Raw genomic sequence first — 23,049 nt, 5'->3', positions numbered from 1 at the left:
CAAGGATATTCGTGATGCGGGGCATCACGTTCAGAGTGATTAGGGAGTCGGCATGGCGGGACGGAGACAGGATGGCTGGACGGGTAACTGGCCGATAAAGGTGCAGATGCGTTGGCGTCACCTGTGTTTCGCGGTGCTGATGCTCAGTCTGCTCGGCTCTGCCGCTGCTGTCGTGATCAGCTCCCACCTCTCGCGCGGCCAATATGCCCAGCTGCAGAAGCTGGAAGCGGCGCGCGATGATGCGCGTGCACGCTGGGGCCGCCTGTTGCTGGAAGAAAGCGCCTGGTCGGCACCGGCGCGTATCGAAAGCATCAGCATCGAGCGACTCGAGATGCGCGTCCCGGATGTCCACGATGTCGAGGTCATTCGCTGATGGCCACGCGTCGCCCGCCTTCGTCTCGCCCGCGCAACCCGCGCAAAGCCGCCGGCGCTGAGGCGCCCGCTCGTCCCAAGGCCGCCAGCGGTGCCCGCAAGAGCGCGCGCGCGGCCATGGGGCCAGCCCGCTATCGCATCATGCTCTTCATCGTGCTGGCCGGGCTTGTCGCTCTTGTCGGCCGCATCGGCTATCTCCAGCTCTTCGATCAGCAGTTCCTGCAGGATCAGGGCGACGCACGCACCCTGCGTGTCGACAGCATCAATGCTCACCGTGGCATGATCACCGATCGCACCGGTGAGCCGCTGGCGATCTCCACGCCGGTCATCACCCTGTGGGCCGACCCGCGCAAGGTGCCTGACGACCCCGTGCGGCTGTCATTGCTGGCGCGCGCGCTGGGGCAGAAGCCGGATGACCTGATCGCACGCGTCCGCCGCTATCGTGATGCCGGCAAGGGCTTCATGTACATCAAGCGCCAGATGACCCCGCCGCAGGCCCAGCCTGCCATCGACCTCGATATTCCGGGCGTCAGCCACAAGCAGGAATACAAGCGCTATTACCCCTCCGGAGAAGTCTCCGCCCAGTTGATCGGCGTGACCAACGTCGATGACAAGGGCCAGGAGGGGCTCGAGCTTGCCTACAATTCCTACCTTTCCGGGACGCCGGGCAAGCGACGTGTGCTCAAGGACCGCAAGGGGCGCCTGGTGCGCGACCTGCATCTGATCAGCGAAGCCAAGCCCGGTGGCGACCTGACACTCTCCATCGACCTGCGTCTGCAATACATGGCCTACCGCGAGCTCAAGGCGGCAGTGGCGGAGCACCGCGCCGATGGCGGCACCCTGGTGATGATGGATGCGCGCACCGGCGAAGTGCTGGCGATGGTCAATCAGAAGTCCTATAACCCGAACAACCGCGCCGGGCTTGATCCCGCCGGGCTGCGTAACCGCGCGATCACCGATGCCTTCGAGCCAGGCTCGGTGATGAAGCCGCTGTCGATGAGCGCCGGCCTTGCCTCCAGCAAGTATCAGCCGGATTCGGTGATTGATACCACGCCGGGTTACATGCGGGTCGACCAGTTCACCATTCGTGACTTCCGCAACTACGGCAAGCTCGACATGGCGGGCATTCTCTATCATTCCTCGAATATCGGCATGAGCCGCATGGCGCTGAGTCTCGAGGATGATGCGGTGTGGAATCGCTACTATGAGCTGGGCCTCGGCCAGGCGCCGGGCACCGGCTTCCCGGGCGAGACGACCGGCGTGCTGCCGCCGCCGACCAACTGGTCGCGCAGCAAGCGGGCCTCCATCTCCTACGGTTACGGTATCAGCGTCTCGGCGCTGCAGCTGGCCAGCGCCTACACCGCGCTCGCCAACGACGGCCGTCGTGTGCCGCCGTCGCTGCTCAAGGTCAAGACGCCGCCGGTCGGTGATCAGGTGATCTCATCGGACAACGCGCACGCCTTGCTCGGCATGATGGAGAAGATCGTGCAGCCCAACGGGCCTGCCAAGCGGGCGGTGGTTGAAGGCTATCGCATCGCCGGCAAGACCGGCACCGTGCGCAAGGTGACGGCCGGTGGCTATCAGAAGACCGCGTATCGTTCGTTGTTCGCGGGTGTGGCACCGGTGTCTGATCCGCGTATCGTGACCGTGGTGATGATCGAGAACCCCAAAGGGGAAGAATATTACGGCGGCTTGGTGGCGGCGCCCGTGTTCGGGCGCGTGGTGGGCAAGGCATTGCGCCTGCTGGATGTGCCGCCGGACAGCAAGGTCGGTGAGTAACGCTTTTCATGTGGCACGGTCGCCGGCCTCGGGCGGGCGACTGCGTCTTTTTTCTCATGTAGTGAATACGTTCCGGGACATCGGGAACAAGGAAGGTCTTCCGACATGACTTCACCGCACGATTCCAGGCGCCTGGGCGAGTTTCTGGCGCGCCCGTTGGCCACGGCGACAGACATGCTGGCAGCATTGCTGGCGCTGTGGCCAGGCGCCCTCAATGACGATTGCCGTGCACGGCTTGCCGCGCGCGATGACTGGCACCTGACGATCGACAGTCGCAGTGCCGCGCAGGGCTCCCTCTTCATCGCCATCCCCGGCATCGCCAGCGATGGCCGCGACTATATCGCCGCGGCGCTTGAGGGCGGTGCCGAGCTGGTGCTGGCCGAAAGACCCGCCGGCGGGGATGCACGTCTCGCACTGCATTCAGACGATGCCAGAGTCGTCTGGCTCGAGAACCTGGGCGAGCAGCTCGGTGAGCTGGGCCGCCAGGCCTTCAGTGTGCCCGAGTCGCTGACGCTGGTCGGGGTCACGGGCACCAATGGCAAGTCTTCCGTCACCCATTACATCGCCGAGCTGGCCGAAGCGATGGGCACGCCCGCCGGCATGATCGGCACGCTCGGCATCGGGCGTCCCGGCGCGCTGGTCGCGGGCGAGCGCACCACGCCCGACGCCCTGGCCGTGCAGGCGGCGCTCAAGGGCCTGAGCCTGGCCGGTGCCGAGCTGATCGCGATGGAAGTCTCTTCGCATGCGCTGGATCAGGGGCGCGTCAATGGCTGTCGCTTCACCGTCGCGGGCTATACCAACCTTTCGCGAGACCACCTCGACTATCACGGCAGCATGGCGGCCTATGCGGCGGCCAAGGCGAAGCTGTTCAAACGCCCCGAACTCAAGCTTGCGGTGCTCAATGCCGACGATGCGCTGGCGCGTCTGATGCTGGCCGGCATGCAGCGCGGCGTGCGCGTGCTGGCGATGGGGCGTGATGATGTCGCGACCCTGCGCGTGCTGGATGTCTTCCCCGAGCCGCTGGGCCAGGTTGCCGTGATCGCGACACCGGATGGCGAGCGTGAGCTGGGCCTCAATCTGATGGGGCGCTTCAATCTCGACAACGCCTTGCTGGCAATGCTGATCTTGCATGGCCTCGACTATTCGTTCGAGGGGCTGTTTGCCGCCGCGCCGCGTCTGACGCCGGTACCGGGTCGCATGCAGCGTCTGAGCCGTGATGGCGCACCGGTGGTGGTGGTCGACTACGCCCACACGCCGGAGGCCGTCGAGACGGCGCTGACCGCGCTGCGTGCCCATCTGCCGGCGCGGGATGATGCGCGCCTGTGGTGTGTGCTCGGCTGTGGTGGCGATCGCGACAGCGGCAAGCGTCCGCTGATGGCCACGGCCGCCGAACAGGGCGCCGACCGTGTCGTGATCACCGATGACAATCCGCGTAGCGAGGATGCCGCCGCCATCCGTCAGCAGATGATGACCGGCATCCATGCCCGCGAGCGCGTGCTGGATATCGCCGAGCGGGGCGAAGCCATTGCCCAGGTCATCCGCGATGCCGGCGAGCATGATGTCATCCTGATCGCCGGCAAGGGGCACGAGGACTATCAGGAAATCGACGGTCAGCGACTGCCGTTTTCCGATGTGGCCCATGCGGTCGCGGCGCTGGAGCGTCGTGAGCTCTCGATGCTGGAAGGTCAGGAGCGTGACGCATGAGTGCGCCTGAACAGCTCGTCGGTCTGAGTACCTTCGAGGAAGTGGCCGCGGTGCTCGGGGCGCAGTTGCCGCAGGCATTGCGCGATCAAGCGCTGGGCACCATCGAGACGGACACCCGCAAGCTTGGCGAGCAGGTCGCACCGCTGTTCGTGGCGCTGAAGGGTGAGCGCTTCGATGCCCATGACTTCCTCGCCCAGGCTCGTGCCAATGGCGCCGTCGCGGCGCTGGTCGAGCGGGCAGTGGATGATCCGCTGCCGCAGATCGTCGTCGCGGATACCCGCCTGGCCTTCGGGCTGCTGGCGTCAGCGCGTCGCCGTGCCTGGGGGAAGCCGCTGATCGCGGTGACCGGCAACAGCGGCAAGACCAGCGTCAAGGGCCTGGTGCATGCCATCCTTGTGCGGGATGCCGCGCGTTTCGAGGCCGAAAGCCTCGCCAATCATGGCAATCTCAACAACGATTTCGGCCTGCCGATGACGTTGCTGCGCTTGAGCAACGCCCACCAGCACGGCGTGGTCGAGCTGGGCGCCAATCATCTCGGCGAGATCGCCTGGACGACGGCCCTGGCGCGCCCGCAAGTGGCGGTGATCACCAATGTCACCGGCGCCCATGTCGGCGAATTCGGCGGCATGGGGCAGATCGCCCAGGCCAAGGGCGAGATTCTGGCGGGCTTGAGCCCGTTGGGAGGGCGACGTCCGGTCGCGGTGCTCAACCGTGATGACGCCTACTTCTCGCTATGGCAGGCGCTGGCCGCAACCGGTCAGGCGGTCGATGTCATCGACTTCAGCGTTGCGGATGGCGTTGTGGATGGCAGCGTGGATAGCGGTGATCGCCCGGCACGCCTGCAAGCACGCGAGCTAGGCGCGGATGAACTCGGGCGTTATGCTTTCGAACTGACGTTTGATGGCCGCTCGCTCGGTCGTGTCCAGCTGGCGTTGCTGGGGCGTCACAACGTGGCCAATGCGCTGGCGGCGGCCGCGGCGTGCCTGGCACTGGGCATCGACAGTGATCTGGTGATCGCCGGGCTCGAGAGCGCCGAGAGCGTGCCCGGCAGGCTGGGGGTCGTGGCGGGCATCAATGGCTCGCGTCTGCTGGATGACAGCTACAACGCCAACCCCGGTGCCATGCTGGCGGCGCTGGATCTGCTGGCGACACTGCCTGCGCCGCGCTGGTGCCTGATGGGCGCCATGGGCGAACTCGGAGCCGACGCCGAGCGTCTGCATGCCGAGGTGGGCGATCACGCCCGCAAGCTGGGCATAGATTTCATTGCCACCTGCGGCGAGGGCGCTCAGGCGACTGCCGAGGCCTTCGGGGCCGGTGGCAAGCACTTTATCGAGCGGGCAGAGCTGGAAGCTTACGCCCGTAACCATCTACCCACCGGGGCCAGTGTTCTGGTCAAGGGGTCTCGCAGCGCTGGCATGGAGAATGTCGTTGCCGCGCTCAAGGTCGACGCATCAAGGTGAATGTGAGTCATGCTGCTGCTGCTTGCTGAGTTTCTGGCCCAATTCAATGGCGCCTTTACGGTTTTCAATTATCTGACCCTGCGCGTGGTATTGGCCACGTTGACGGCACTGTTGCTGTGTCTGTGGCTGGGTCCCTGGGTCATACGCAAGCTCGTCGATGGCCAGATCGGCCAGGCCGTGCGCGACGATGGCCCCAAGTCTCACCTTTCCAAGGCCGGCACTCCGACCATGGGCGGCGTGATGATCCTGCTGTCGATGGCCGTCTCCACCTTGCTGTGGGGCGATCTGACCAACCTGTATGTCTGGGTGGTGCTGGCCGTCACGCTGGGCTTCGGCGCCGTCGGCTGGGTCGATGACTACCGCAAGGTGGTGGAGAAGAATCCGCGTGGCCTGCCGGCGCGCTGGAAGTACTTCTGGCAATCGGTGGTGGGCATCGGCGCCGCTGTGGTGCTGTACCTGACGGCGAGCACGCCGGCCGAGACGGGCCTGCTGGTGCCGTTCTTCAAGGACGTCGTCATCCCGCTGGGCGTGTTCTACATGGTGCTGACCTACTTCGTGATCGTCGGCAGCTCCAATGCGGTCAACCTGACCGATGGCCTCGATGGTCTGGCGATCATGCCGACCGTGCTGGTCGCCATGGGCCTGGCCATCTTCGCCTACGCCTCGGGCAACCTGAAGTTCGCCGAGTATCTGCACATTCCCTTCATCGCCGGTTCCGGCGAGCTGGCGGTGTTCTGCGCCACCATCGCGGGTGCCGGCCTCGGTTTCCTGTGGTTCAACACCTATCCCGCCCAGGTCTTCATGGGCGATGTGGGCGCGCTGGCACTCGGTGCGGCACTGGGGGTCGTGGCGGTCATCGTGCGTCAGGAAATCGTGCTGTTCATCATGGGCGGCGTCTTCGTGATGGAAACTGTCTCGGTGATCCTGCAGGTCGGCTCCTACAAGCTGACCGGGCGACGCATCTTCCGCATGGCGCCGCTGCATCACCACTTCGAGCTGAAAGGCTGGCCGGAGCCGCGCGTCATCGTGCGCTTCTGGATCATCACCGTCGTGCTGGTGCTGCTTGGCCTGGCCACACTCAAGGTTCGCTGAGGACGCATTCGCGATGACCCTCTCTGTCACCTCTCAAGCACCGGCCTCGCCGGTGCCTGCCAAAGGACCGACCCTGGTGGTCGGTCTTGGTGTCTCCGGACAGGCGATCGCTCGCCATCTGAGTGATCGTGGTATCGACTTTGCCGTCGCCGATACCCGTAGTGCACCGCCGGGCCTCGAGAGCCTGCGCGAGCATGCGCCGCAGGCCGAGGTACATCTCGGCCCGCTGGAAGCGTTGGACCTGTCACGCTTCGGCGAGGTGGTGCTCAGCCCGGGCATTGACCCGCGTCAGGCGGTATTCGATGGGGTTCGCGAGCGACTGGTCGGCGAGATCGCACTCTTCGTGCGCGCGCTGGATGAGCGTCAGGCCCGCGACGCGCAGGGCAAGCGGCCCACGCTGGTCGCGATCACCGGCTCGAACGCCAAGTCCACAGTGACCACGCTGATCGCGCAGATGGCCGCGCGTGCCGGCCGCGATGTGGCGGTCGGCGGCAATCTGGGCACCGCCGCGCTGACATTGTTGCGTGCGCAGCCTGATGCCGAGCTCTACGTGCTGGAGCTGTCTTCCTTCCAGCTCGAGACCACGCCTGAGCTCAAGGCCGATGTCGCCTGCTTCCTGAATCTCTCCGAAGATCACCTGGATCGCCACGATGGCATGCGCGGCTATCAGGCCGCCAAGCGCGGCATCTTCCGCGGCGCAGGCCTTGCGGTCATCAATGCCGATGACGCCTGGAGCTGGCCGGCCGAGAATGATGCGGTGGCGCGAGTCAGCTTCAGCGTGCAGCTCGGTGAGTCAGCTGATGAGTCGACCGATGAGGCTGCCAGGCAGGCGCAATGGCGCCTGGCGGAGGAGGGCGGCACGCTGTCGCTGTGTCATGTCGAATCTGGCCAGCTGCGCGGCGTGATGCCTGCTGCGGAGGTGCGTCTTGCAGGCCGCCACAACCAGGCCAATGCGCTTGCGGCACTCGCGATGGGCACGGCGATCGGCCTCGACGAGACGGCGATGGTCGCCGAGCTTGAAAGCTTTGCGGGCTTGCCGCATCGCGGCGAGCTGATCGCCGAGGTGGCAGGCGTGCGCTGGATCAATGATTCCAAGGGCACCAATGTCGGGGCGACGCTGGCGGCGATCGCCGGTCTCGGCCCGACGCTCGAGGGCAAGCTGATATTGCTGGCCGGCGGTCAGGGCAAGGGCGCGGACTTCACGCCGCTGGCGGCGCCATTGGCCCGTTACGCCCGTGAGGCGGTGGTGTTCGGACAGGATGCGCCGCTATTGACGCAAGCCCTGGCCGATGGCGTTACCGTGACGCCAGTCATGACGCTGTTGGAGGCCATGCGTCATGCTCGACAGATCGCTCAGGCGGGGGACTGCGTGCTGCTGTCACCGGCCTGCGCCAGTCTCGATCAGTTCCCCAATTATATGGCACGCGGCGACGCGTTCCGTGACTGGATCACGCAGCACATCATGTCCGGTGCTGACTGCAATTCTGGCCCTGGCGGCAGCGACAAGGAAGCCTGCGATGCGTAACAAGGCTCGGCGAGTCCATGACACCCTGACAGCAGAGCGTCAGCCCGTCGACGGCTGGCTGCTGTTCTGCGCGCTGGCGATCCTGTGTATCGGCTGGGTGATGGTGACCTCTGCCTCCAGCGAGATCTCGAGCGAGCGCTTCGATGGCAATGCCTTCTACTACAGCATGCGCCACGGCATCTTCATCGTGATCGGCCTGGTGGCCGCGATCTGTACGCTGCGCGTGCCGATGTCCGCCTGGCAGCAGCGCAGCTTCGCGATGCTGATGCTGGGCTTCGTGCTGCTGGTGGTCGTGTTGGTGGTCGGGCGCGAGATCAACGGCGCCAAGCGCTGGATACCGCTGCCATTGGTCGGCGGGGTGCAGGCCTCCGAGATCGCCAAGCTGTGCCTGATGATCTGGCTGGCCGGCTATCTGGACCGCCGCCTCGACAAGGTGCGCGCCAGCGTCGTCAACGGCCTCATTCTGCCCTGCGTTCCCTTGTTGCTGATGATCGTGCTGCTGGCGCTGGAGCCTGACTTTGGTTCCATCGTGGTCATGGGCGGTGCCGTGATGGGCATGCTGCTGATGGCGGGCGTCGCCTGGTGGGGCTTCATCGTCTTGCTGGGCCTGGCGGGCGGCGGTGGTTGGCTCTTGGCGATCGCCGAACCCTATCGCTGGGAGCGTCTGACCACCTATACCGACCCGTGGGCCAACATGTATGACAGTGGCTATCAGCTGACCCAAGCGTTGATCGCCTTCGGTCGTGGCCACCTGAGCGGCATGGGGCTGGGCAACAGCGTGCAGAAGCTGTTCTATCTGCCGGAAGCGCATACCGATTTCGTGTTTGCCGTGCTGGCCGAGGAACTGGGCTTGATCGGGGCGACGGCCGTGGTGGCGCTGTTCGGACTGCTGATCTACCGCGCCTTCAAGATCGGTCGCCGCGCTGAACTCGCCGGCTTGCCGTTCAGCGCCTACCTCGGCTACGGTATCGCCCTCGTGCTGGGGGCGCAGGCCTTCATCAACATCGGTGTGGCCAGCGGACTGCTGCCCACCAAGGGGCTGACCCTGCCCTTGATGAGTTATGGCGGCTCCAGCCTGATCGTCAGTTGCGTGCAGATCGCGATACTGCTGCGTATCGATGCCGAGACCCGCAAGCTGACCCGCACCCCGACAGGAAATGCCGCCGCGCCCCGGCGCAAGGCCAAGAAGCCGACCGAGACACCGCAAGGAGCACAGGCATGACGTCATCTTCTTCTACCATCGCTCCCGAGAGGGCGGTTGACTCGGTAGACACTGTCTCCAAAGGCGTCGTGCTGATGATGGCCGGCGGCACGGGAGGGCATGTGATCCCGGCGCTGTCGCTGGCGCGTGCCCTCGCGGCGGCCGGTCACGAGATCCATTGGCTGGGCAGCCCGCGTGGCATCGAGAACCGTCTGGTGCCCGACGCCGGCTATCCGCTGCATCGGGTCGAGGTCGCGGGCCTGCGCGGCAAGGGGCTGGCGGGCTATGCGGCGATCCCGTTTCGTCTCGCGCGTGCCGTTCTGCAGGCGCGGCGCGTGATTCGTGAGCTCAAGCCAGTGCTGGTGGTGGGCCTCGGTGGCTTCGCCAGTGGTCCGGGCGGGCTCGCGGCGCGCCTTGAAGGCATTCCGCTGATCATTCATGAGCAGAACGCCATCGCGGGCCTGACCAACAAGGTGCTGGCGCGGGTGGCGACGCGTGTCTACGCCGCCTTCCCGGGCGCCTTCCCGCCGGCCCTCGGGGCTCAGGTGGTGGGCAATCCGGTGCGCGATGAGATCGCGAATGTCGGTGCCGCAGGTCATACGTCCGAGTCTACTGTCGAGGCGGCAGGCGAGCGTGCGTTGCATCTGCTGGTGATGGGCGGCTCGCTGGGGGCTCAGGCGCTCAACGAGACGCTCGCGCCGGCGCTGGCCTTGCTGCCGGAAGCCTCGCGCCCCGTGGTGCGCCATCAGGCCGGACGTGACAAGCAGGAGGCGACCCTTGCCGCCTATCAGGCAGCCGGCGTCACGGCTGAGGTCAGCGAGTTCATCGGTGACATGGCCGAGGCCTACGCCTGGGCAGACCTCGTGGTCTGTCGCGCTGGCGCCCTGACCGTGGCCGAGCTGGCTGCGGCAGGTCGGCCTGCGGTACTGGTGCCGTTCCCCCACGCCGTGGATGATCATCAAACCGTCAATGCCGCAGTATTGGTCAAGGCGGATGCCGCGCGCCTGATTCCCCAGAATACGTTGACTGCCGAGCGCCTCGCCGAGACGCTGGCAGAATTGCTCGACCCCAAGATACTCACTGGCATGGCCGCTCGCGCCCGCAATAGTGCGGAACTCGATGCGGTAGCGACCATGCTGGCAGGCTGCATGGAGACTCGCCTTGAACGCTAGCAATTCTGATCGCGGTGCAGGTATGCGCCGCATCCGTCGTATCCACTTCGTCGGTATCGGCGGTGTGGGCATGTGTGGTATCGCCGAAGTACTGGGCAACATGGGCTATGAGGTCAGCGGCAGTGACCTCAAGGAATCCGCCGTCACGGCGCATCTGCGTGAGTGCGGCGTGCGTGTCGCCATCGGTCATGCGGCCATCAATGCCGAAGGCGCGGATGTGGTCGTGGTCTCGACGGCAGTGGACACCACCAACCCGGAAGTGGCCTGGGCGCGGGAGCATCGCATCCCCGTCGTGCGTCGCGCCGAGATGCTCGCCGAGCTGATGCGCTTCCGCCAGGGCATCGCGATTGCCGGCACCCACGGCAAGACCACCACCACCAGCCTGACCGCGACCCTGCTCGCGGAAGGTGGCATGGACCCGACCTTCGTCATCGGCGGCAAGCTGACCAGCGCGGGCACCAATGCCCGTCTGGGCGAGGGCGAGTATCTGGTTGCCGAGGCGGACGAGTCCGATGCCTCCTTCCTGCATCTGCAGCCGTTGATCTCGGTGGTGACCAACGTCGATGCCGATCACATGGCCACCTATGAGGGCGACTTCAATCGCCTCAAGGACACCTTCATCGAATTCCTGCACAACCTGCCGTTCTACGGTCTGGCGGTGCTGTGTATCGATGATGCCAACGTGCGTGAGCTGCTGCCGCGTGTTCAGCGTCAGTTCGTGACCTACGGTTTCAGCGACGATGCCGATTACCGCATCAGCGATTTCCGCCAGGGTGGCGGTCAGCTCAGCTTCACGGCGCTGCGTCCGGAAGGCCATGCACCGCTCGAGATCACCCTGGCGATGCCGGGTGAGCACAATGCGCTCAACGCCCTGGCGGCGATCGCCATCGCCACCGATGTCGGTGTCAGCGATGAGGCCATCGCCCGCGCACTGGCAAGCTTTGCCGGTGTCGGTCGTCGCTTCCAGGTGCACGGAGAATTCGCGGCACCCGATGGTGAGCAGAGCGTGATGCTGGTGGACGATTATGGCCACCACCCGCGCGAAGTGGAGATGGTGATTCGCGCCGTGCGCGCCGGCTGGCCGCAGCGCCGTCTGGTGATGGCCTACCAGCCGCACCGTTATTCGCGCACCCATGATCTCTATGAAGACTTCGTGCGTGTGCTGTCCGAAGTCGACACCCTGTTGCTGCTGGATGTCTACAGTGCCGGGGAAGCGATGATTCCGGGCGCCGATGGCCGCTCGCTGGCGGGCTCGATCCGTCAGCGCGGTCAGGTGGACCCGCTGTTCGTCGAGCACAAGCGTGCGCTGCCGGACTTGCTCAAGAACGTGCTGCGTCCGGGCGATATCCTGATTACCCAGGGGGCGGGCGATGTCGGTGGCATTGCGCTGGCACTGGCGGGGGCCGACCTCAAGCTTGACGAGGTGACGCTATGACCGTCTCTTCCTCCCCATCCGGGTCGACAGGCGTGAATCCTGAACTGGCCACGCGCTATGGACGTGTCGTGGTGCTGTTCGGTGGCCTGAGCGCCGAGCGCGAGGTGTCGCTCAAGAGCGGTGCGGCGGTGCTGGCAGCCCTGCAGGGCGCAGGTGTCGATGTGCAGGGCTATGACATGGCGCACGGGCTGGCCGGTCTCGAGGCATTGCGCCCCGACCGTGTCTTCATCGCCATGCATGGTCGCGGCGGCGAAGATGGCACCTTGCAGGGTGCGCTGGAATTGCTGGGCATCCCCTACACCGGCAGCGGCGTACTGGCCTCTGCACTGGGCATGGACAAGCTGCGTACCAAGAAGCTCTGGGATATCGAAGGCTTGCCGACGCCACGCTCCTGTCGCCTGGCGGCGGACACGGACTGGCAGTCGGTGCTCGAGACGCTCGGTACCCCGGTGGTGGTCAAGCCGGTGCATGAGGGGTCGACACTCGGCATTCATATCGTCGAGGACGCCCAGGCGCTCCAGGATGCCTGGACGGATGCCAGCCGCTTCGATGCGGTGGTGATGGCCGAGCGTTTCATCAAGGGGCCGGAATACACGGTGTCGGTATTGGACGGCGAAGTCCTGCCGGCCATTCGCATCGAAGCCGATAGTGGGTTCTATGATTACGATGCCAAATACATCGCCAATACCACGCGCTATCTGCTGCCTTGTGGTCTGAGCGCTGCGCGCGAGGCGGAATTGGCCGAGATCTCGCTCAAGGCATTCAACGTGCTGGGCTGCGAGGGTTGGGGCCGTGTCGATGTGATGGAAGATGCGGACGGCGCCTTCTGGCTGCTGGAAGTCAACACCTCGCCGGGCATGACCGATCACAGCCTGGTGCCGCAGTCCGCGGCGCATGTCGGGCTCGATTTCGCCACCCTGGTGCTGCGTATTCTCGACACGACTCTCGCCGAGCGGGACGCAAACGACGCGTCAGTCGCTCAGCAGAGTGGTCATTGATCGATGGCGGCGCGTAGCACTACCGGCGCAATCTTCGGCCTCGTTCTCGGTCTTGCGCTGCTGGTCGCGGGCGGACAGGCATTGTGGACCTGGCTTGACCGTCCCATTGAGCGAGTCACCATCAAGGGTGACTTCGATCATGTCAGTGCTGCCTACCTTCAGCGTCATATCGCGCCGCTGATTCGTGGCCAGAGCTGGCTCTCCGTCCCATTGGGCGAGGTTCGGCGTCGCGCGTTGGCGATCGATTGGCTGAGTGAGGTCAGCATCTCGCGTCGCTGGCCGGATACACTCGAATTCGAGCTGTTTGAACAGCAGCCGGTGGCCTACTGGAATGATGGCGAATTGCTCAACGTGCGCGGTGATGCCTTCCAGGCGGGCCCGGTCACGCAGCTGGGCAACCTGCCCAATCTGGCGGGGCCCAAGGGCAGTGGATCCGAAGTGCTGGCCGAGCTTGACGCGCTGCAGAGCCAGTTGGGCGGGCTGGGGCTCAATGTCTCCCAGTTGCGATTGGAGCCACGCGGCGCCTGGCGCTTTCAGGTCAATGATTCGGTGTGGGTGATGCTGGGTCGCAATGATCGAGAGGCACGTCTGGCGCGTTTCATGGCGGCCTGGCAGCGGCGTCTGGGCGATGAGGCGTCGCAGATCCGCTACATTGATCTGCGTTACCCCAACGGAGTGGCAGTGGCGTGGCATGGGGAGACGACGGCACCCGAAGAAGGCAAGGACAGTTGAGTCAAATGGCGACACTCACTACATGCTTCATTTGCGTGTGAGTATTAGCAAAATGGCGATATCGCCAGTTTCATTTGTCGTCAATCCCGCCTATTCTAGCGGGGATTTGCGCCCCTCGGTATTTTAGGCTGGTATGCCCCAAGTGGCTGCTCCTATACTGGGTAGTCAAATCCCTCTGTACGGGTTAAACGGAACGTAAACCCGTTTTGGGTGGTGCGGCAGACATGTTGTCTGTCAAAGCGCGCAATTATTTTCATGATGAACCAGAATCAAGGAGCTGGCCCGACCTATGGCAGGACATTCCAAATCACAGGATATGGTGGTCGGGCTGGACATCGGAACCTCCAAGGTAGTCGCGATCGTGGGTCAGCCGACCGATGATGGCGGTATCGAAATTGCGGGAATTGGCTCCCACCCTTCACGTGGCATGAAGAAGGGTGTGGTGATCAACATCGAATCGACCGTACAGTCGATTCAGCGCGCAGTGGAGGAGGCTGAGCTGATGGCCGGCTGCGATATCCACTCGGTATATGTGGGCATCGCCGGCAGTCATATCAGTTCGATGAATTCCGATGGTGTCGTGGCGATCAAGGATCGCGAAGTGACGCCGTCTGATATCGAACGCGTGATCGACTCGGCGCGCGCTCGAGCGATTTCTGAAGGTCAGCGCATTCTTCACGTGCTGCCGCAGGAATATGCCATTGACCGTCAGGAAGGTATTCGCGAGCCGTTGGGCATGTCCGGGGTGCGTCTTGAGGCGCGCGTTCACCTGGTCACTGCCGCACTGAATGCCGTGCAGAATATCGAGAAGTGCGTGCGTCGCTGCGGGCTCGAAGTCGACGACATCATTCTCGAGCAGCTCGCCTCGAGTCATGCGGTTCTGACCGAGGATGAGCGTGAATTGGGTGTGTGCATGGTGGATATCGGCGGTGGTACCACGGATATCGCCGTCTTCACCGAAGGTGCCATTCGACATACGGCTGTGATCCCCATCGCGGGTGATCAGGTCACGAATGACATCGCCATGGCGCTGCGCACACCGACGCAATATGCAGAAGAAATCAAGGTCAAGTATGCCTGTGCTCTGACCCAGCTGGCCTCCAGCGACGAGACGATCAAGGTGCCGAGTGTCGGTGACCGACCGGCACGTGATCTGTCCCGTCAAGCGTTGGCCGAAGTGGTCGAGCCCAGGTATGAGGAACTGTTCACCCTGGTCCGCGATGAATTGCGTCGCAGTGGCTATGAAGATCTCGTGGCTGCGGGCGTGGTTCTGACGGGTGGAACGTCACGCATGGAAGGTGTCGTTGAGCTGGCGGAAGAGATCTTCCACATGCCGGTTCGCATCGCTTGCCCGCAAAATGTGCGTGGACTGGCGGATGTGGTCCGCAATCCGATTTATTCCACGGGTGTGGGTTTGCTACATTATGGGATGAAACAGGAGCGGCACACGCCATCGTCGACGACCGTCGCGGTGCGCAGAGAGGAATCTGCCGCGCGACGCGTTCACGGCCAAGAGCACGACACCTCCACGCTGGAGCGGATCAAGGGCTGGTTCAAGGGAAATTTCTGACAGGGATTACAGAAAGACTGTGATCCAGGAGACAGGGCATATGTTCGAACTGGTAGATAACGCACCCTCCAGCAGCGCGGTCATCAAGGTGATCGGTGTTGGCGGCGGCGGTGGTAACGCCGTCAATCACATGGTCGAGAGCAACATCGAAGGCGTCGAGTTCATCTGCGCCAACACCGATGCTCAGGCGCTCAAGCGCGTGGCCGCCAAGACTGTCCTGCAGCTGGGCAGTGAAATCACCAAGGGGCTTGGCGCTGGCGCCAACCCGGAAGTGGGCCGCCAGGCGGCGATGGAAGACCGTGAGCGTATCGTCGAGCTGCTGCAAGGCGCTGACATGGTCTTCATCACCGCTGGCATGGGGGGTGGTACCGGTACCGGCGGTGCTCCTGTCGTGGCGCAGGTCGCCAAGGAACTGGGTATCCTGACCGTGGCCGTCGTCACGCGTCCGTTCCCGTTCGAAGGGCCGCGTCGTCAGAAGGCGGCGGAGCAGGGCATGAAGGAGCTCTCCGAGCACGTCGACTCCCTGATCACCATCCCCAACGAGAAGCTGCTGTCTGTGCTGGGCAAGAGCGCCAGCCTGCTGAGCGCCTTCAGCGCCGCCAACGACGTGTTGCTGGGTGCCGTGCAGGGGATCGCGGAGCTGATCACCAGCCCGGGCATCATCAACGTCGATTTCGCCGACGTGCGCACTGTCATGTCCGAGATGGGCATGGCGATGATGGGTACCGGTGACGCCATTGGCGAGAACCGTGCTCGTGAAGCCGCCGAGAAGGCCATTCGCAGCCCGCTGCTCGAAGACATCGATCTGCACGGCGCGCGCGGTATCCTGGTCAACATCACGGCGGGCCCGGACCTCTCCATCGGTGAATTCAACGATGTGGGTGCCACCGTGCAGGAGTTCGCTTCTCCGGACGCCACCATCGTGGTCGGGACGTCCATCGACATGGACATGACCGACGAGCTGCGTGTCACTGTCGTGGCGGCGGGTCTCGACGGTCGCGTCGAGAAGCCGGCGGCGCGTGAAACGGCACCGGCCAAGCGTACCGTCGAGAAGCCGGCGGATTACCGCAGCTTGCAGACGCCGACGGTCACCCGTCAGGCCAAGGAAGAGCAGGAAGCGGCAGCCAAGAAGTCGGAGCCGCGCAAGTCGCGTGATATGGATGACTATCTCGATATCCCGGCCTTCCTGCGTCGCCAGGCTGACTGATGCGCACTGACTGACACGTCATTGACGCTCATGTGCCAGTCGGCACGAGGCTGAGATGACACGGCTCATCATGAGTCTGACTTCACCCATCCGGGGCTTCCCGGGTGGGTGAAGTCGTTTCCGGGGCAGACAAAAGGGGCTTTCGCCGCCGGCGCGGGGCGCTGCCTGTGCGTCACGGGTGCATCCGCCAGTGCCGTGGGCGCGTAGGGAAGGGAGGACTTCAAGCTGTCTTGCACATTGATTATCGTTTTATGGCAGTGCGAGTGAGAACTGTTTGGTGATTGCGTGTTCATACTCAGCACGAGGCCAGCAGGCGCGCGGGTCAGCCTCAATGGTGCTCGAAAGGCAATGTTGAATTTCCCTAACAGCGGCAGGTGACAATTTGTTGAATTCCTGCATTGCTGTTATCATGAACACTGTTTCCAAATTCAGGCTGACTGGCTATCTCCCTATGATTCGACAAAAAACACTCCAGAATACGATCCGCGCCACAGGCGTTGGTCTGCACTCAGGTGACAAGGTTTACCTGACGCTGCGTCCCGCTCCGGTCAACACCGGCATCGTCTTCATCCGCACCGATCTCGAGCCGCAGGCTCATATCCGTGCCGATGCGATGAGCGTCCGTGACACCACCATGTGCACCGCCGTCTCCAACGGTGAAGCCAAGGTGACGACCGTCGAGCACCTGATGTCCGCCTTCGCAGGCCTGGGCATCGACAACTGCTTCGTCGAGCTGTCCGCGCCGGAAGTGCCGATCATGGACGGCAGCGCCGGTCCGTTCGTCTTCCTGATCCAGTCCGCTGGTATCCAGGAGCAGTCGTCGCTCAAGAAGTTCATTCGCATCAAGCGCGAGATCGAAGTGCGTGATGGTGACAAGGTCGCGACCTTCCTGCCGCACAACGGCTTCAAGGTGTCCTTCGCCATCGACTTCGATCACCCGGTGTTCGAGCAGCAGAAGCAGACCACCACGGTCGACTTCTCTACCACCTCCTTCGTCAAGGAAGTGTCTCGTGCGCGTACCTTCGGTTTCATGCGTGATCTCGAGTTCCTGCGCTCCCAGAACCTCGCGCTGGGCGGAAGCCTCGATAACGCCATCGTCGTCGATGACTATCGCATCCTCAACGATGAAGGCCTGCGTTACGATGATGAGTTCGTCAAGCACAAGGTGCTGGACGCCATCGGTGACCTCTATCAGCTGGGCCACAGCATCATCGGTGAGTTCCGTGGCTACAAGTCCGGCCATGGCCTCAACAACATGCTGTGCCGCGCGCTGCTGGAAAATGCCGACAGCTACGAGATCGTCACCTTCGAGAACTCCGATGCGATGCCGATTTCCTATGCCTCTCCGGCGCTTGCCGTCTGAGTCGAGGCCAATGACATCTGCGAAAGCTGCAAGACGAGGTATTTCAGAAGAAAAGTACTCAGAGAGACAGTACGAGCAGAACACTGTGACCTAGCCCGTCCAGCCTGACAGCACTGCTCCGGCCTTAGCCAGCCGAAGATGGAAACGACAACAGCCGCGCCGCCCAAAAGGGCGGCGCGGCTGTTTGCATGCAAGACAAGAAATGCTTGAGTTGGCTCAGGGCGTCTCGGTGTCGTCGCTCGAATCCGATGCGTGGGCCGCCAGTCGCTCCAGGGCGAGGCGCAGACGCTCGTCCCGGGTATGGGAGGCGCAATCCAGCAGATGTTCCGCGGCGGCCTCTGGCAGGTGGCGTGGTTGGCGTGCGGGCACGAAGGCCGGGCGGATCGGGCGGACCTTGAAGGCCAGGCGGGCGAGGGTGGCGAGTTCTGGCAGCTCGCGCAGCACACTGATCAGGCGACGCTGCTCATAGCGCAGCCAGGTCAGCCAGGAGGCGCGGCTGGTGATCAACGTCAAGGTGTCATCGTGATAGCCGCCGACGAAGACCTGTTCCTGCATGTCCTTGGGCAGTGCAGCACGCAGGTGCAGCTGGGCCTGCTCGAGCATGCGCGCCTGGCGCATGACGCTGCCAAGTTGCCCCTTGCCGTTCAACAGGCGCGCCGCGGGCTGGGCGCGGAAACGCTTAGCCTTTATACTCATGGGCTTGCATGCCGGTTCAGTGATTTCCGGCAATCTATCATGAGCGGGAGTCCGGCAACAGCATGAGCCCTGTCGATGCCACAGCACGCCCTCGTGCGTTACCGGATTCCGGTAGCGGCGCTTCGCGTCGCTGGTCGGTACGCACGGCGCCGCGCTGGCTGCTGGCAGGCCTGCTGCTCAGCTGTCTGTTCCCCGCTGGACTGAGCGCGGCGCAGGTCGAGCGCGTCAATCTGACGCTGGCCAGCATCCAGTTGCTGGCACCCGCGGTGATTCGTGCCGAGAGTCGCCGTCAGGGGCTGCGCTGCCTGCGCAAGCGGGTGCGTCGTGCGCCCCAGGCCAGTCCCAACCTCCCGCGTCAGCGCTCCTTCGTTTCCTGCACACGCGTCCTGCTGCGTGGCCTCGTCAATGCCATCGCGCCGCGTGCGCCGCCCCTTCTGTCCTGACACCCCGTTCATCGTCCGCGCCGTGGATGATGAGGTTCGTTTTCTCTTTCGAGCGTAATGCCTGATGGGCCCCGGGCCACATCGAGCTGCCCTGTCATCGCGTTTGGCGGCAGCGCTTGAGTGTCATGATATGTGAAGGCGTGACCCGACCCCGGGTCACGTACAAGGACAGAATATGCTGGGTAAATTCCTGACCAAGGTAGTGGGTTCCAAGAATGATCGCGAAGTGAAGCGCCTGCGCAAGCGGGTCAACGCGATCAATGCGCTCGAGAGCGAGCTTGAGCCGCTCTCCGATGAGGCGCTGACAGCCAAGACCGCGGAATTCCGCGAGCGTCTCGCGCAAGGGGAAAGCCTCGACAAGCTGTTGCCGGAAGCCTTCGCGACCGTGCGTGAGGCCAGCAAGCGCATCATGGGCATGCGTCACTTCGATACCCAGATGGTCGGCGGCATGGCGCTGCACGAAGGTCGCATCGCCGAGATGAAGACCGGTGAGGGCAAGACGCTGGTGGGGACGCTGGCGGTCTACCTGAACGCACTGACTGGCGAAGGCGTCCACGTGGTGACGGTCAACGACTATCTGGCCACCCGTGATGCCAACTGGATGCGTCCGCTGTATGAATTCCTCGGCCTGAGTGTCGGTGTCATCTACTCCGGCCAGCCCAATGAAGACAAGCGCGCCGCCTATCAGGCCGATATCACCTACGGCACCAACAACGAATACGGTTTCGATTACCTGCGCGACAACATGGCCTTCTCGCTGGAAGACAAGGTCCAGCGCAAGCTGCACTTCGCCATCATCGATGAGGTCGACTCCATCCTGATCGATGAGGCGCGCACGCCGCTGATCATCTCCGGTCCGGTGGAAGAGAATACCGACCTCTACAAGATCATCGATCGCATGGCGCGCGAGCTCGAGCAGTGCAGCGATGAGGAAGATCCGGAAAGCGGCGATTTCACCCTCGATGAGAAGCAGAAGCAGGTCGAACTGACCGAGTTCGGTCACCAGAAGGTCGAGGCGCTGCTGCGTGCCCAGGAGCTGCTCGGGGAAGAGGATTCCCTGTATGCGGCCCAGAACCTGAGCCTGCTGCACCACGTGCACTCTGCGCTGCGTGCCCAGAACCTGTTCGTGCGTGACGTGGATTACATCGTCAACAACGGTGAAGTGGTCATCGTCGATGAGCACACCGGGCGTACCATGGTCGGTCGTCGCTGGTCTGAAGGCCTGCACCAGGCGGTCGAGGCCAAGGAAGGCGTTGCCATCCAGAAGGAAAGCCAGACGCTGGCATCCACGACCTTCCAGAATTACTTCCGTCTCTACGACAAGCTGTCCGGCATGACCGGTACGGCCGATACCGAGGCCTTCGAATTCCGTCAGATCTACAACCTCGACGTGATGGTCATCCCGACCAACAAGCCCATCGCGCGCAAGGACATGAATGATCTGGTCTATCTGACCGCGGAAGAGAAGTTCAACGCCATCATCGAGGATGCCCGCGAGAAGGTTGCGGAAGGGCGTCCAGTGCTGGTGGGTACCGCCTCGGTCGAGACCTCCGAGCTGCTGTCACAGATGATGCACAAGGCGGGCGTCAAGCATCACGTCCTGAACGCCAAGCAGCACGTCAGCGAGGCCGCCATCATCGCCCAGGCGGGTCGTCCGGGCGCCGTGACCATCGCGACCAACATGGCCGGTCGTGGTACCGACATCATGCTGGGCGGCAACTGGGAAGCCGAGCTTGCCGAGCTGGAAGCGCCGACCGAAGAGCAGATCAACGAGATCAAGCATGGCTGGCAGGAGCGTCACGAAGCCGTGCTGGCGGCGGGCGGTCTGCACGTGATCGGCTCCGAGCGTCACGAATCACGCCGTATTGACAACCAGCTGCGCGGGCGTGCCGGTCGCCAGGGTGACCCGGGCTCCACGCGCTTCTTCCTGTCGCTGGAAGATAGTCTGATGCGCCTGTTCGGCTCTGACCGTGTTCAGCGTCTGATGGGCGCGCTGGGGCTCGAGAAGGGCGAAGCCATCGAGCACAAGATGGTCTCCAATGCCGTCGAGCGCGCGCAGAAGAAGGTCGAGGGTCGCAACTTCGACGTGCGCAAGCAGCTGCTCGAGTACGATGATGTCGCCAACGACCAGCGCAGCGTGATCTACGAGCAGCGCAACGACATCCTCGAAGCCGACGAGATCGCCGAGAACATCGCCGGCATCCGTCGCGAAGTGCTCGATGACGCCATCTCCCTGCGTGTGCCGCCGCAGAGCCTGCCGGAACAGTGGGACCTGCCGAGCCTCGAGAACGACCTCAAGACCGACTTCAACCTCGACCTGCCGCTGGTGCAGTGGGCGGAAGAGGACGAGCACTTCCATGAGGAAACGCTGCGTGAACGTCTGCAGGCCGCCCATGAAGCGCTTTATGCCGACAAGGTCGAGGCCGTTGGCCCTGAGCTGATGCGCCGCTTCGAGAAGCAGGTCATGCTTCAGGTGCTGGACACGCGCTGGAAGGAGCACCTGCAGGCGATGGACAACCTGCGTCGCGGTATCCACCTGCGCGGCTATGCCCAGAAGAATCCGAAGCAGGAATACAAGCGCGAAGCGTTCGAGCAGTTCCAGACGCTGCTGGTCAACATCAAGTCCGACGTGGTGCGCATTCTCAGCCACGTGCAGGTGCGTCGCCAGGAAGAGGTCGACACGCTGGAAGAAGAGCGTCGTGCCAACCTCGAGCGTGAGCAGGCCAGCGCCGAAACGCGCCGTGTCGATGAAGATGCGGTCAGTGAAGACGGTGTCCAGGCGGCCGAAGAGGTCGTCGAGGCACAGTACGGCGCGCAGCCTCAGGCCCAGGGCGATGGCGAGCCGATGCGTCGCGATGTGCCCAAGGTCGGCCGCAACGACCCGTGCCCGTGCGGTTCCGGCAAGAAATACAAGCAGTGCCACGGCAAGCTGAGCTGACACTGCGCCAAACAGCCTCCCTGCGCGTCACGTCGATTCGGCTCGCAGGGGGCAGTTGTCACAGAACACCATGATTGGAGACGTGAGCGATGGCGGTAGGGCCTTCCACTTTTCCCGCTGACATGCCGGCGATTGCCGGCTTTCAGATCGGGGTTGCTGAAGCCGGTATCAAGAAGCCGGGTCGTCGTGATCTGGTGATCATGGCCCTCGAGGCAGGGTCGCGTCTTGCAGGCACTTTTACCCGCAACGCCTTCTGCGCGGCACCGGTCCATGTCGCACGTGAGCACCTCACGGCAGGCGTCGAAGGGCCGCGTTATCTGGTGATCAACACCGGCAATGCCAATGCGGGAACTGGCGAGCAGGGCATGACCGATGCTCGCGCGACCTGTCAGGCCTTGGCGGAGATCGCCGGCTGTGATGCAAAGGCAGTGCTGCCGTTCTCGACCGGCGTGATCGGTGAACCGCTGCCGATGGATCGCCTGACGGCGGCGCTGCCGACAGCCTTTGCCAACCTGGGCGAGGGCGACTGGTCTGCCGCGGCGCATGGCATCATGACCACTGATACTCGGCCCAAGGGCAGCTGGCGGACGCTTGCGCTGAGCAATGGCGAGAGCGTGACGCTGGCGGGTGTCTCCAAGGGCTCCGGCATGATCTGCCCGAACATGGCGACCATGCTGGGCTTCGTGGCCACCGATGCTGATCTCGCCATCGATCAGGCGGCGCTCGATGCCATGCTGCGCCGGGTGGTGGTCAAGAGCTTCAACAGCATCACCGTCGATTCCGATACTTCCACCAATGACGCCTGCATGTTGGCTGTCACGGGGCAGGCCGGGCGTGTCGAGGGTGAAGACCTGATCGCGTTCGAGGCCGCCCTGGCGGAGGTCATGCTCGAGCTGGCTCAGGCCATCATTCGTGATGGCGAGGGGGCGACCAAGTTCGTCACCATCGAGGTCAGCGAGGCGCGTTCACAGGAAGAGGCGCGTGCCGTCGGCTTTACCGTCGCACACTCGCCGCTGGTCAAGACAGCGCTCTATGCCAGCGACGCCAACTGGGGGCGCATTCTGGCGGCCGTCGGACGTGCGCCGCTGGAAGAGCTGGACGTCACGGGTGTCGCGATCACGCTCAATGGCGTCACCATCGTCGAACAGGGCGGTCGTGCCGACAGCTACACCGAAGCCGCCGGCAGTGCCGCCATGGCCGAGGAAGAGCTGGTGATCGGCATCCGCCTGGGACGTGGACAGCAGGAAGCTCGCATCTGGACATCGGATCTGTCCCACGATTACGTCTCGATCAACGCTGATTATCGTAGCTGACGCCCCAGGGCGGAGGCTTACGCTGAAACGGTAATGCAATATCTCCCGC

The 23,049-nt window shown here is 63.7% G+C and carries 18 protein-coding genes; 17 read left to right on the top strand and 1 reads right to left on the bottom strand.

Annotation, left to right across the window (positions count from 1 at the left end; all coding sequences use genetic code 11):
* Window positions 1-52: 52 nt before the first annotated feature.
* The 14 genes from ftsL (at window position 53) to lpxC (ending at window position 17,610) form a co-directional block, all read left to right on the top strand.
* Complete coding sequence (gene ftsL / locus AOG28_RS01580; protein WP_043332508.1) at window positions 53-373, top strand: cell division protein FtsL; 321 nt, start codon at window positions 53-55, stop codon at window positions 371-373.
* Between the two features lie 116 nt (window positions 374-489).
* Window positions 490-2,151, top strand: coding sequence for a peptidoglycan D,D-transpeptidase FtsI family protein (locus tag AOG28_RS01575; RefSeq protein ID WP_054555193.1), 1,662 nt, complete (start codon window positions 490-492; stop codon window positions 2,149-2,151).
* A 105-nt stretch (window positions 2,152-2,256) separates the two neighbouring features.
* Window positions 2,257-3,855, top strand: coding sequence for a UDP-N-acetylmuramoyl-L-alanyl-D-glutamate--2,6-diaminopimelate ligase (locus AOG28_RS01570; protein ID WP_082388133.1), 1,599 nt, complete (start codon window positions 2,257-2,259; stop codon window positions 3,853-3,855).
* Window positions 3,852-5,315 (top strand): UDP-N-acetylmuramoyl-tripeptide--D-alanyl-D-alanine ligase, encoded by a 1,464-nt coding sequence (locus AOG28_RS01565; protein WP_054555088.1) that lies wholly within the window; start codon window positions 3,852-3,854, stop codon window positions 5,313-5,315. The genes AOG28_RS01570 and AOG28_RS01565 overlap by 4 nt, the downstream gene beginning before the upstream one ends.
* A 9-nt stretch (window positions 5,316-5,324) precedes the next feature.
* Window positions 5,325-6,407 carry a phospho-N-acetylmuramoyl-pentapeptide-transferase gene (mraY, locus tag AOG28_RS01560; RefSeq protein ID WP_043332504.1) on the top strand — a complete coding sequence of 361 codons (1,083 nt, stop codon included), beginning with the start codon at window positions 5,325-5,327 and terminating at the stop codon, window positions 6,405-6,407.
* A 13-nt stretch (window positions 6,408-6,420) separates the two neighbouring features.
* Window positions 6,421-7,932 carry a UDP-N-acetylmuramoyl-L-alanine--D-glutamate ligase gene (murD, locus tag AOG28_RS01555; RefSeq protein WP_054555087.1) on the top strand — a complete coding sequence of 504 codons (1,512 nt, stop codon included), beginning with the start codon at window positions 6,421-6,423 and terminating at the stop codon, window positions 7,930-7,932.
* Window positions 7,925-9,154: a putative lipid II flippase FtsW gene (ftsW, locus tag AOG28_RS01550; protein WP_054555086.1), complete on the top strand. Its 1,230-nt coding sequence runs from the start codon at window positions 7,925-7,927 to the stop codon at window positions 9,152-9,154. The genes murD and ftsW overlap by 8 nt, the downstream gene beginning before the upstream one ends.
* A 77-nt stretch (window positions 9,155-9,231) precedes the next feature.
* Complete coding sequence (gene murG, locus AOG28_RS01545) at window positions 9,232-10,305, top strand: undecaprenyldiphospho-muramoylpentapeptide beta-N-acetylglucosaminyltransferase (protein ID WP_054555191.1); 1,074 nt, start codon at window positions 9,232-9,234, stop codon at window positions 10,303-10,305.
* 22 nt (window positions 10,306-10,327) lie between these two features.
* The gene (gene murC / locus AOG28_RS01540; protein ID WP_054555190.1) at window positions 10,328-11,740 is read left to right on the top strand and encodes a UDP-N-acetylmuramate--L-alanine ligase; all 1,413 of its coding nucleotides are present in this window, start codon (window positions 10,328-10,330) and stop codon (window positions 11,738-11,740) included.
* On the top strand, window positions 11,737-12,738 hold the full coding sequence (locus AOG28_RS01535) for a D-alanine--D-alanine ligase (RefSeq protein WP_082388132.1): 1,002 nt from the start codon (window positions 11,737-11,739) through the stop codon (window positions 12,736-12,738). The genes murC and AOG28_RS01535 overlap by 4 nt, the downstream gene beginning before the upstream one ends.
* Before the next feature lie 3 nt (window positions 12,739-12,741).
* Window positions 12,742-13,470, top strand: a complete 729-nt coding sequence (locus tag AOG28_RS01530) for a cell division protein FtsQ/DivIB (RefSeq protein ID WP_043332498.1) — start codon at window positions 12,742-12,744, stop codon at window positions 13,468-13,470.
* 289 nt (window positions 13,471-13,759) lie between these two features.
* Window positions 13,760-15,040, top strand: coding sequence for a cell division protein FtsA (gene ftsA, locus AOG28_RS01525; protein WP_043332496.1), 1,281 nt, complete (start codon window positions 13,760-13,762; stop codon window positions 15,038-15,040).
* Window positions 15,041-15,080: 40 nt separating this feature from the next.
* The gene (ftsZ, locus tag AOG28_RS01520) at window positions 15,081-16,247 is read left to right on the top strand and encodes a cell division protein FtsZ (RefSeq protein ID WP_043332494.1); all 1,167 of its coding nucleotides are present in this window, start codon (window positions 15,081-15,083) and stop codon (window positions 16,245-16,247) included.
* A gap of 451 nt (window positions 16,248-16,698) precedes the next feature.
* Window positions 16,699-17,610 (top strand): UDP-3-O-acyl-N-acetylglucosamine deacetylase, encoded by a 912-nt coding sequence (gene lpxC, locus AOG28_RS01515; RefSeq protein WP_054555085.1) that lies wholly within the window; start codon window positions 16,699-16,701, stop codon window positions 17,608-17,610.
* 216 nt (window positions 17,611-17,826) lie between these two features.
* Here lpxC and AOG28_RS01510 read toward each other — a convergent pair whose 3' ends face one another.
* A complete protein-coding gene (locus AOG28_RS01510; protein WP_054555084.1) occupies window positions 17,827-18,306 on the bottom strand; it encodes a DUF721 domain-containing protein in 480 nt (159 codons plus the stop codon).
* A gap of 62 nt (window positions 18,307-18,368) precedes the next feature.
* On the opposite strand from AOG28_RS01510, the gene AOG28_RS01505 reads away from it, so the two are divergent.
* From AOG28_RS01505 to argJ, 3 genes are all read left to right on the top strand, one after another.
* A complete protein-coding gene (locus AOG28_RS01505) occupies window positions 18,369-18,749 on the top strand; it encodes a hypothetical protein (protein WP_054555083.1) in 381 nt (126 codons plus the stop codon).
* A 175-nt stretch (window positions 18,750-18,924) separates the two neighbouring features.
* A complete protein-coding gene (gene secA / locus AOG28_RS01500) occupies window positions 18,925-21,687 on the top strand; it encodes a preprotein translocase subunit SecA (RefSeq protein ID WP_054555082.1) in 2,763 nt (920 codons plus the stop codon).
* Between the two features lie 89 nt (window positions 21,688-21,776).
* Entirely contained in the window at window positions 21,777-23,000 is a 1,224-nt protein-coding gene (argJ, locus tag AOG28_RS01495; RefSeq protein WP_054555081.1) for a bifunctional glutamate N-acetyltransferase/amino-acid acetyltransferase ArgJ, read from the top strand.
* Window positions 23,001-23,049 lie beyond the last annotated feature (49 nt).

The organism is Cobetia sp. UCD-24C (assembly GCF_001306765.1).
Taxonomy (GTDB): Bacteria; Pseudomonadota; Gammaproteobacteria; order Pseudomonadales; family Halomonadaceae; genus Cobetia; species Cobetia amphilecti.
The sequence above is the reverse complement of the archived record's forward strand: the minus strand, read 5'-3'. Positions and strand labels throughout refer to the sequence as shown.

Bases quoted from the DNA above. Each gene is read 5' to 3' on its own strand.
- ftsL (WP_043332508.1), top strand. From the start codon at position 53: ATGGCGGGACGGAGACAGGATGGCTGGACGGGTAACTGGCCGATAAAG.
- AOG28_RS01575 (WP_054555193.1), top strand. From the start codon at position 490: ATGGGGCCAGCCCGCTATCGCATCATGCTCTTCATCGTGCTGGCCGGG.
- AOG28_RS01570 (WP_082388133.1), top strand. From the start codon at position 2,257: ATGACTTCACCGCACGATTCCAGGCGCCTGGGCGAGTTTCTGGCGCGC.
- AOG28_RS01565 (WP_054555088.1), top strand. From the start codon at position 3,852: ATGAGTGCGCCTGAACAGCTCGTCGGTCTGAGTACCTTCGAGGAAGTG.
- mraY (WP_043332504.1), top strand. From the start codon at position 5,325: ATGCTGCTGCTGCTTGCTGAGTTTCTGGCCCAATTCAATGGCGCCTTT.
- murD (WP_054555087.1), top strand. From the start codon at position 6,421: ATGACCCTCTCTGTCACCTCTCAAGCACCGGCCTCGCCGGTGCCTGCC.
- ftsW (WP_054555086.1), top strand. From the start codon at position 7,925: ATGCGTAACAAGGCTCGGCGAGTCCATGACACCCTGACAGCAGAGCGT.
- murG (WP_054555191.1), top strand. From the start codon at position 9,232: ATGGCCGGCGGCACGGGAGGGCATGTGATCCCGGCGCTGTCGCTGGCG.
- murC (WP_054555190.1), top strand. From the start codon at position 10,328: ATGCGCCGCATCCGTCGTATCCACTTCGTCGGTATCGGCGGTGTGGGC.
- AOG28_RS01535 (WP_082388132.1), top strand. From the start codon at position 11,737: ATGACCGTCTCTTCCTCCCCATCCGGGTCGACAGGCGTGAATCCTGAA.
- AOG28_RS01530 (WP_043332498.1), top strand. From the start codon at position 12,742: ATGGCGGCGCGTAGCACTACCGGCGCAATCTTCGGCCTCGTTCTCGGT.
- ftsA (WP_043332496.1), top strand. From the start codon at position 13,760: ATGGCAGGACATTCCAAATCACAGGATATGGTGGTCGGGCTGGACATC.
- ftsZ (WP_043332494.1), top strand. From the start codon at position 15,081: ATGTTCGAACTGGTAGATAACGCACCCTCCAGCAGCGCGGTCATCAAG.
- lpxC (WP_054555085.1), top strand. From the start codon at position 16,699: ATGATTCGACAAAAAACACTCCAGAATACGATCCGCGCCACAGGCGTT.
- AOG28_RS01510 (WP_054555084.1), bottom strand. From the start codon at position 18,306: ATGAGTATAAAGGCTAAGCGTTTCCGCGCCCAGCCCGCGGCGCGCCTG.
- AOG28_RS01505 (WP_054555083.1), top strand. From the start codon at position 18,369: ATGAGCCCTGTCGATGCCACAGCACGCCCTCGTGCGTTACCGGATTCC.
- secA (WP_054555082.1), top strand. From the start codon at position 18,925: ATGCTGGGTAAATTCCTGACCAAGGTAGTGGGTTCCAAGAATGATCGC.
- argJ (WP_054555081.1), top strand. From the start codon at position 21,777: ATGGCGGTAGGGCCTTCCACTTTTCCCGCTGACATGCCGGCGATTGCC.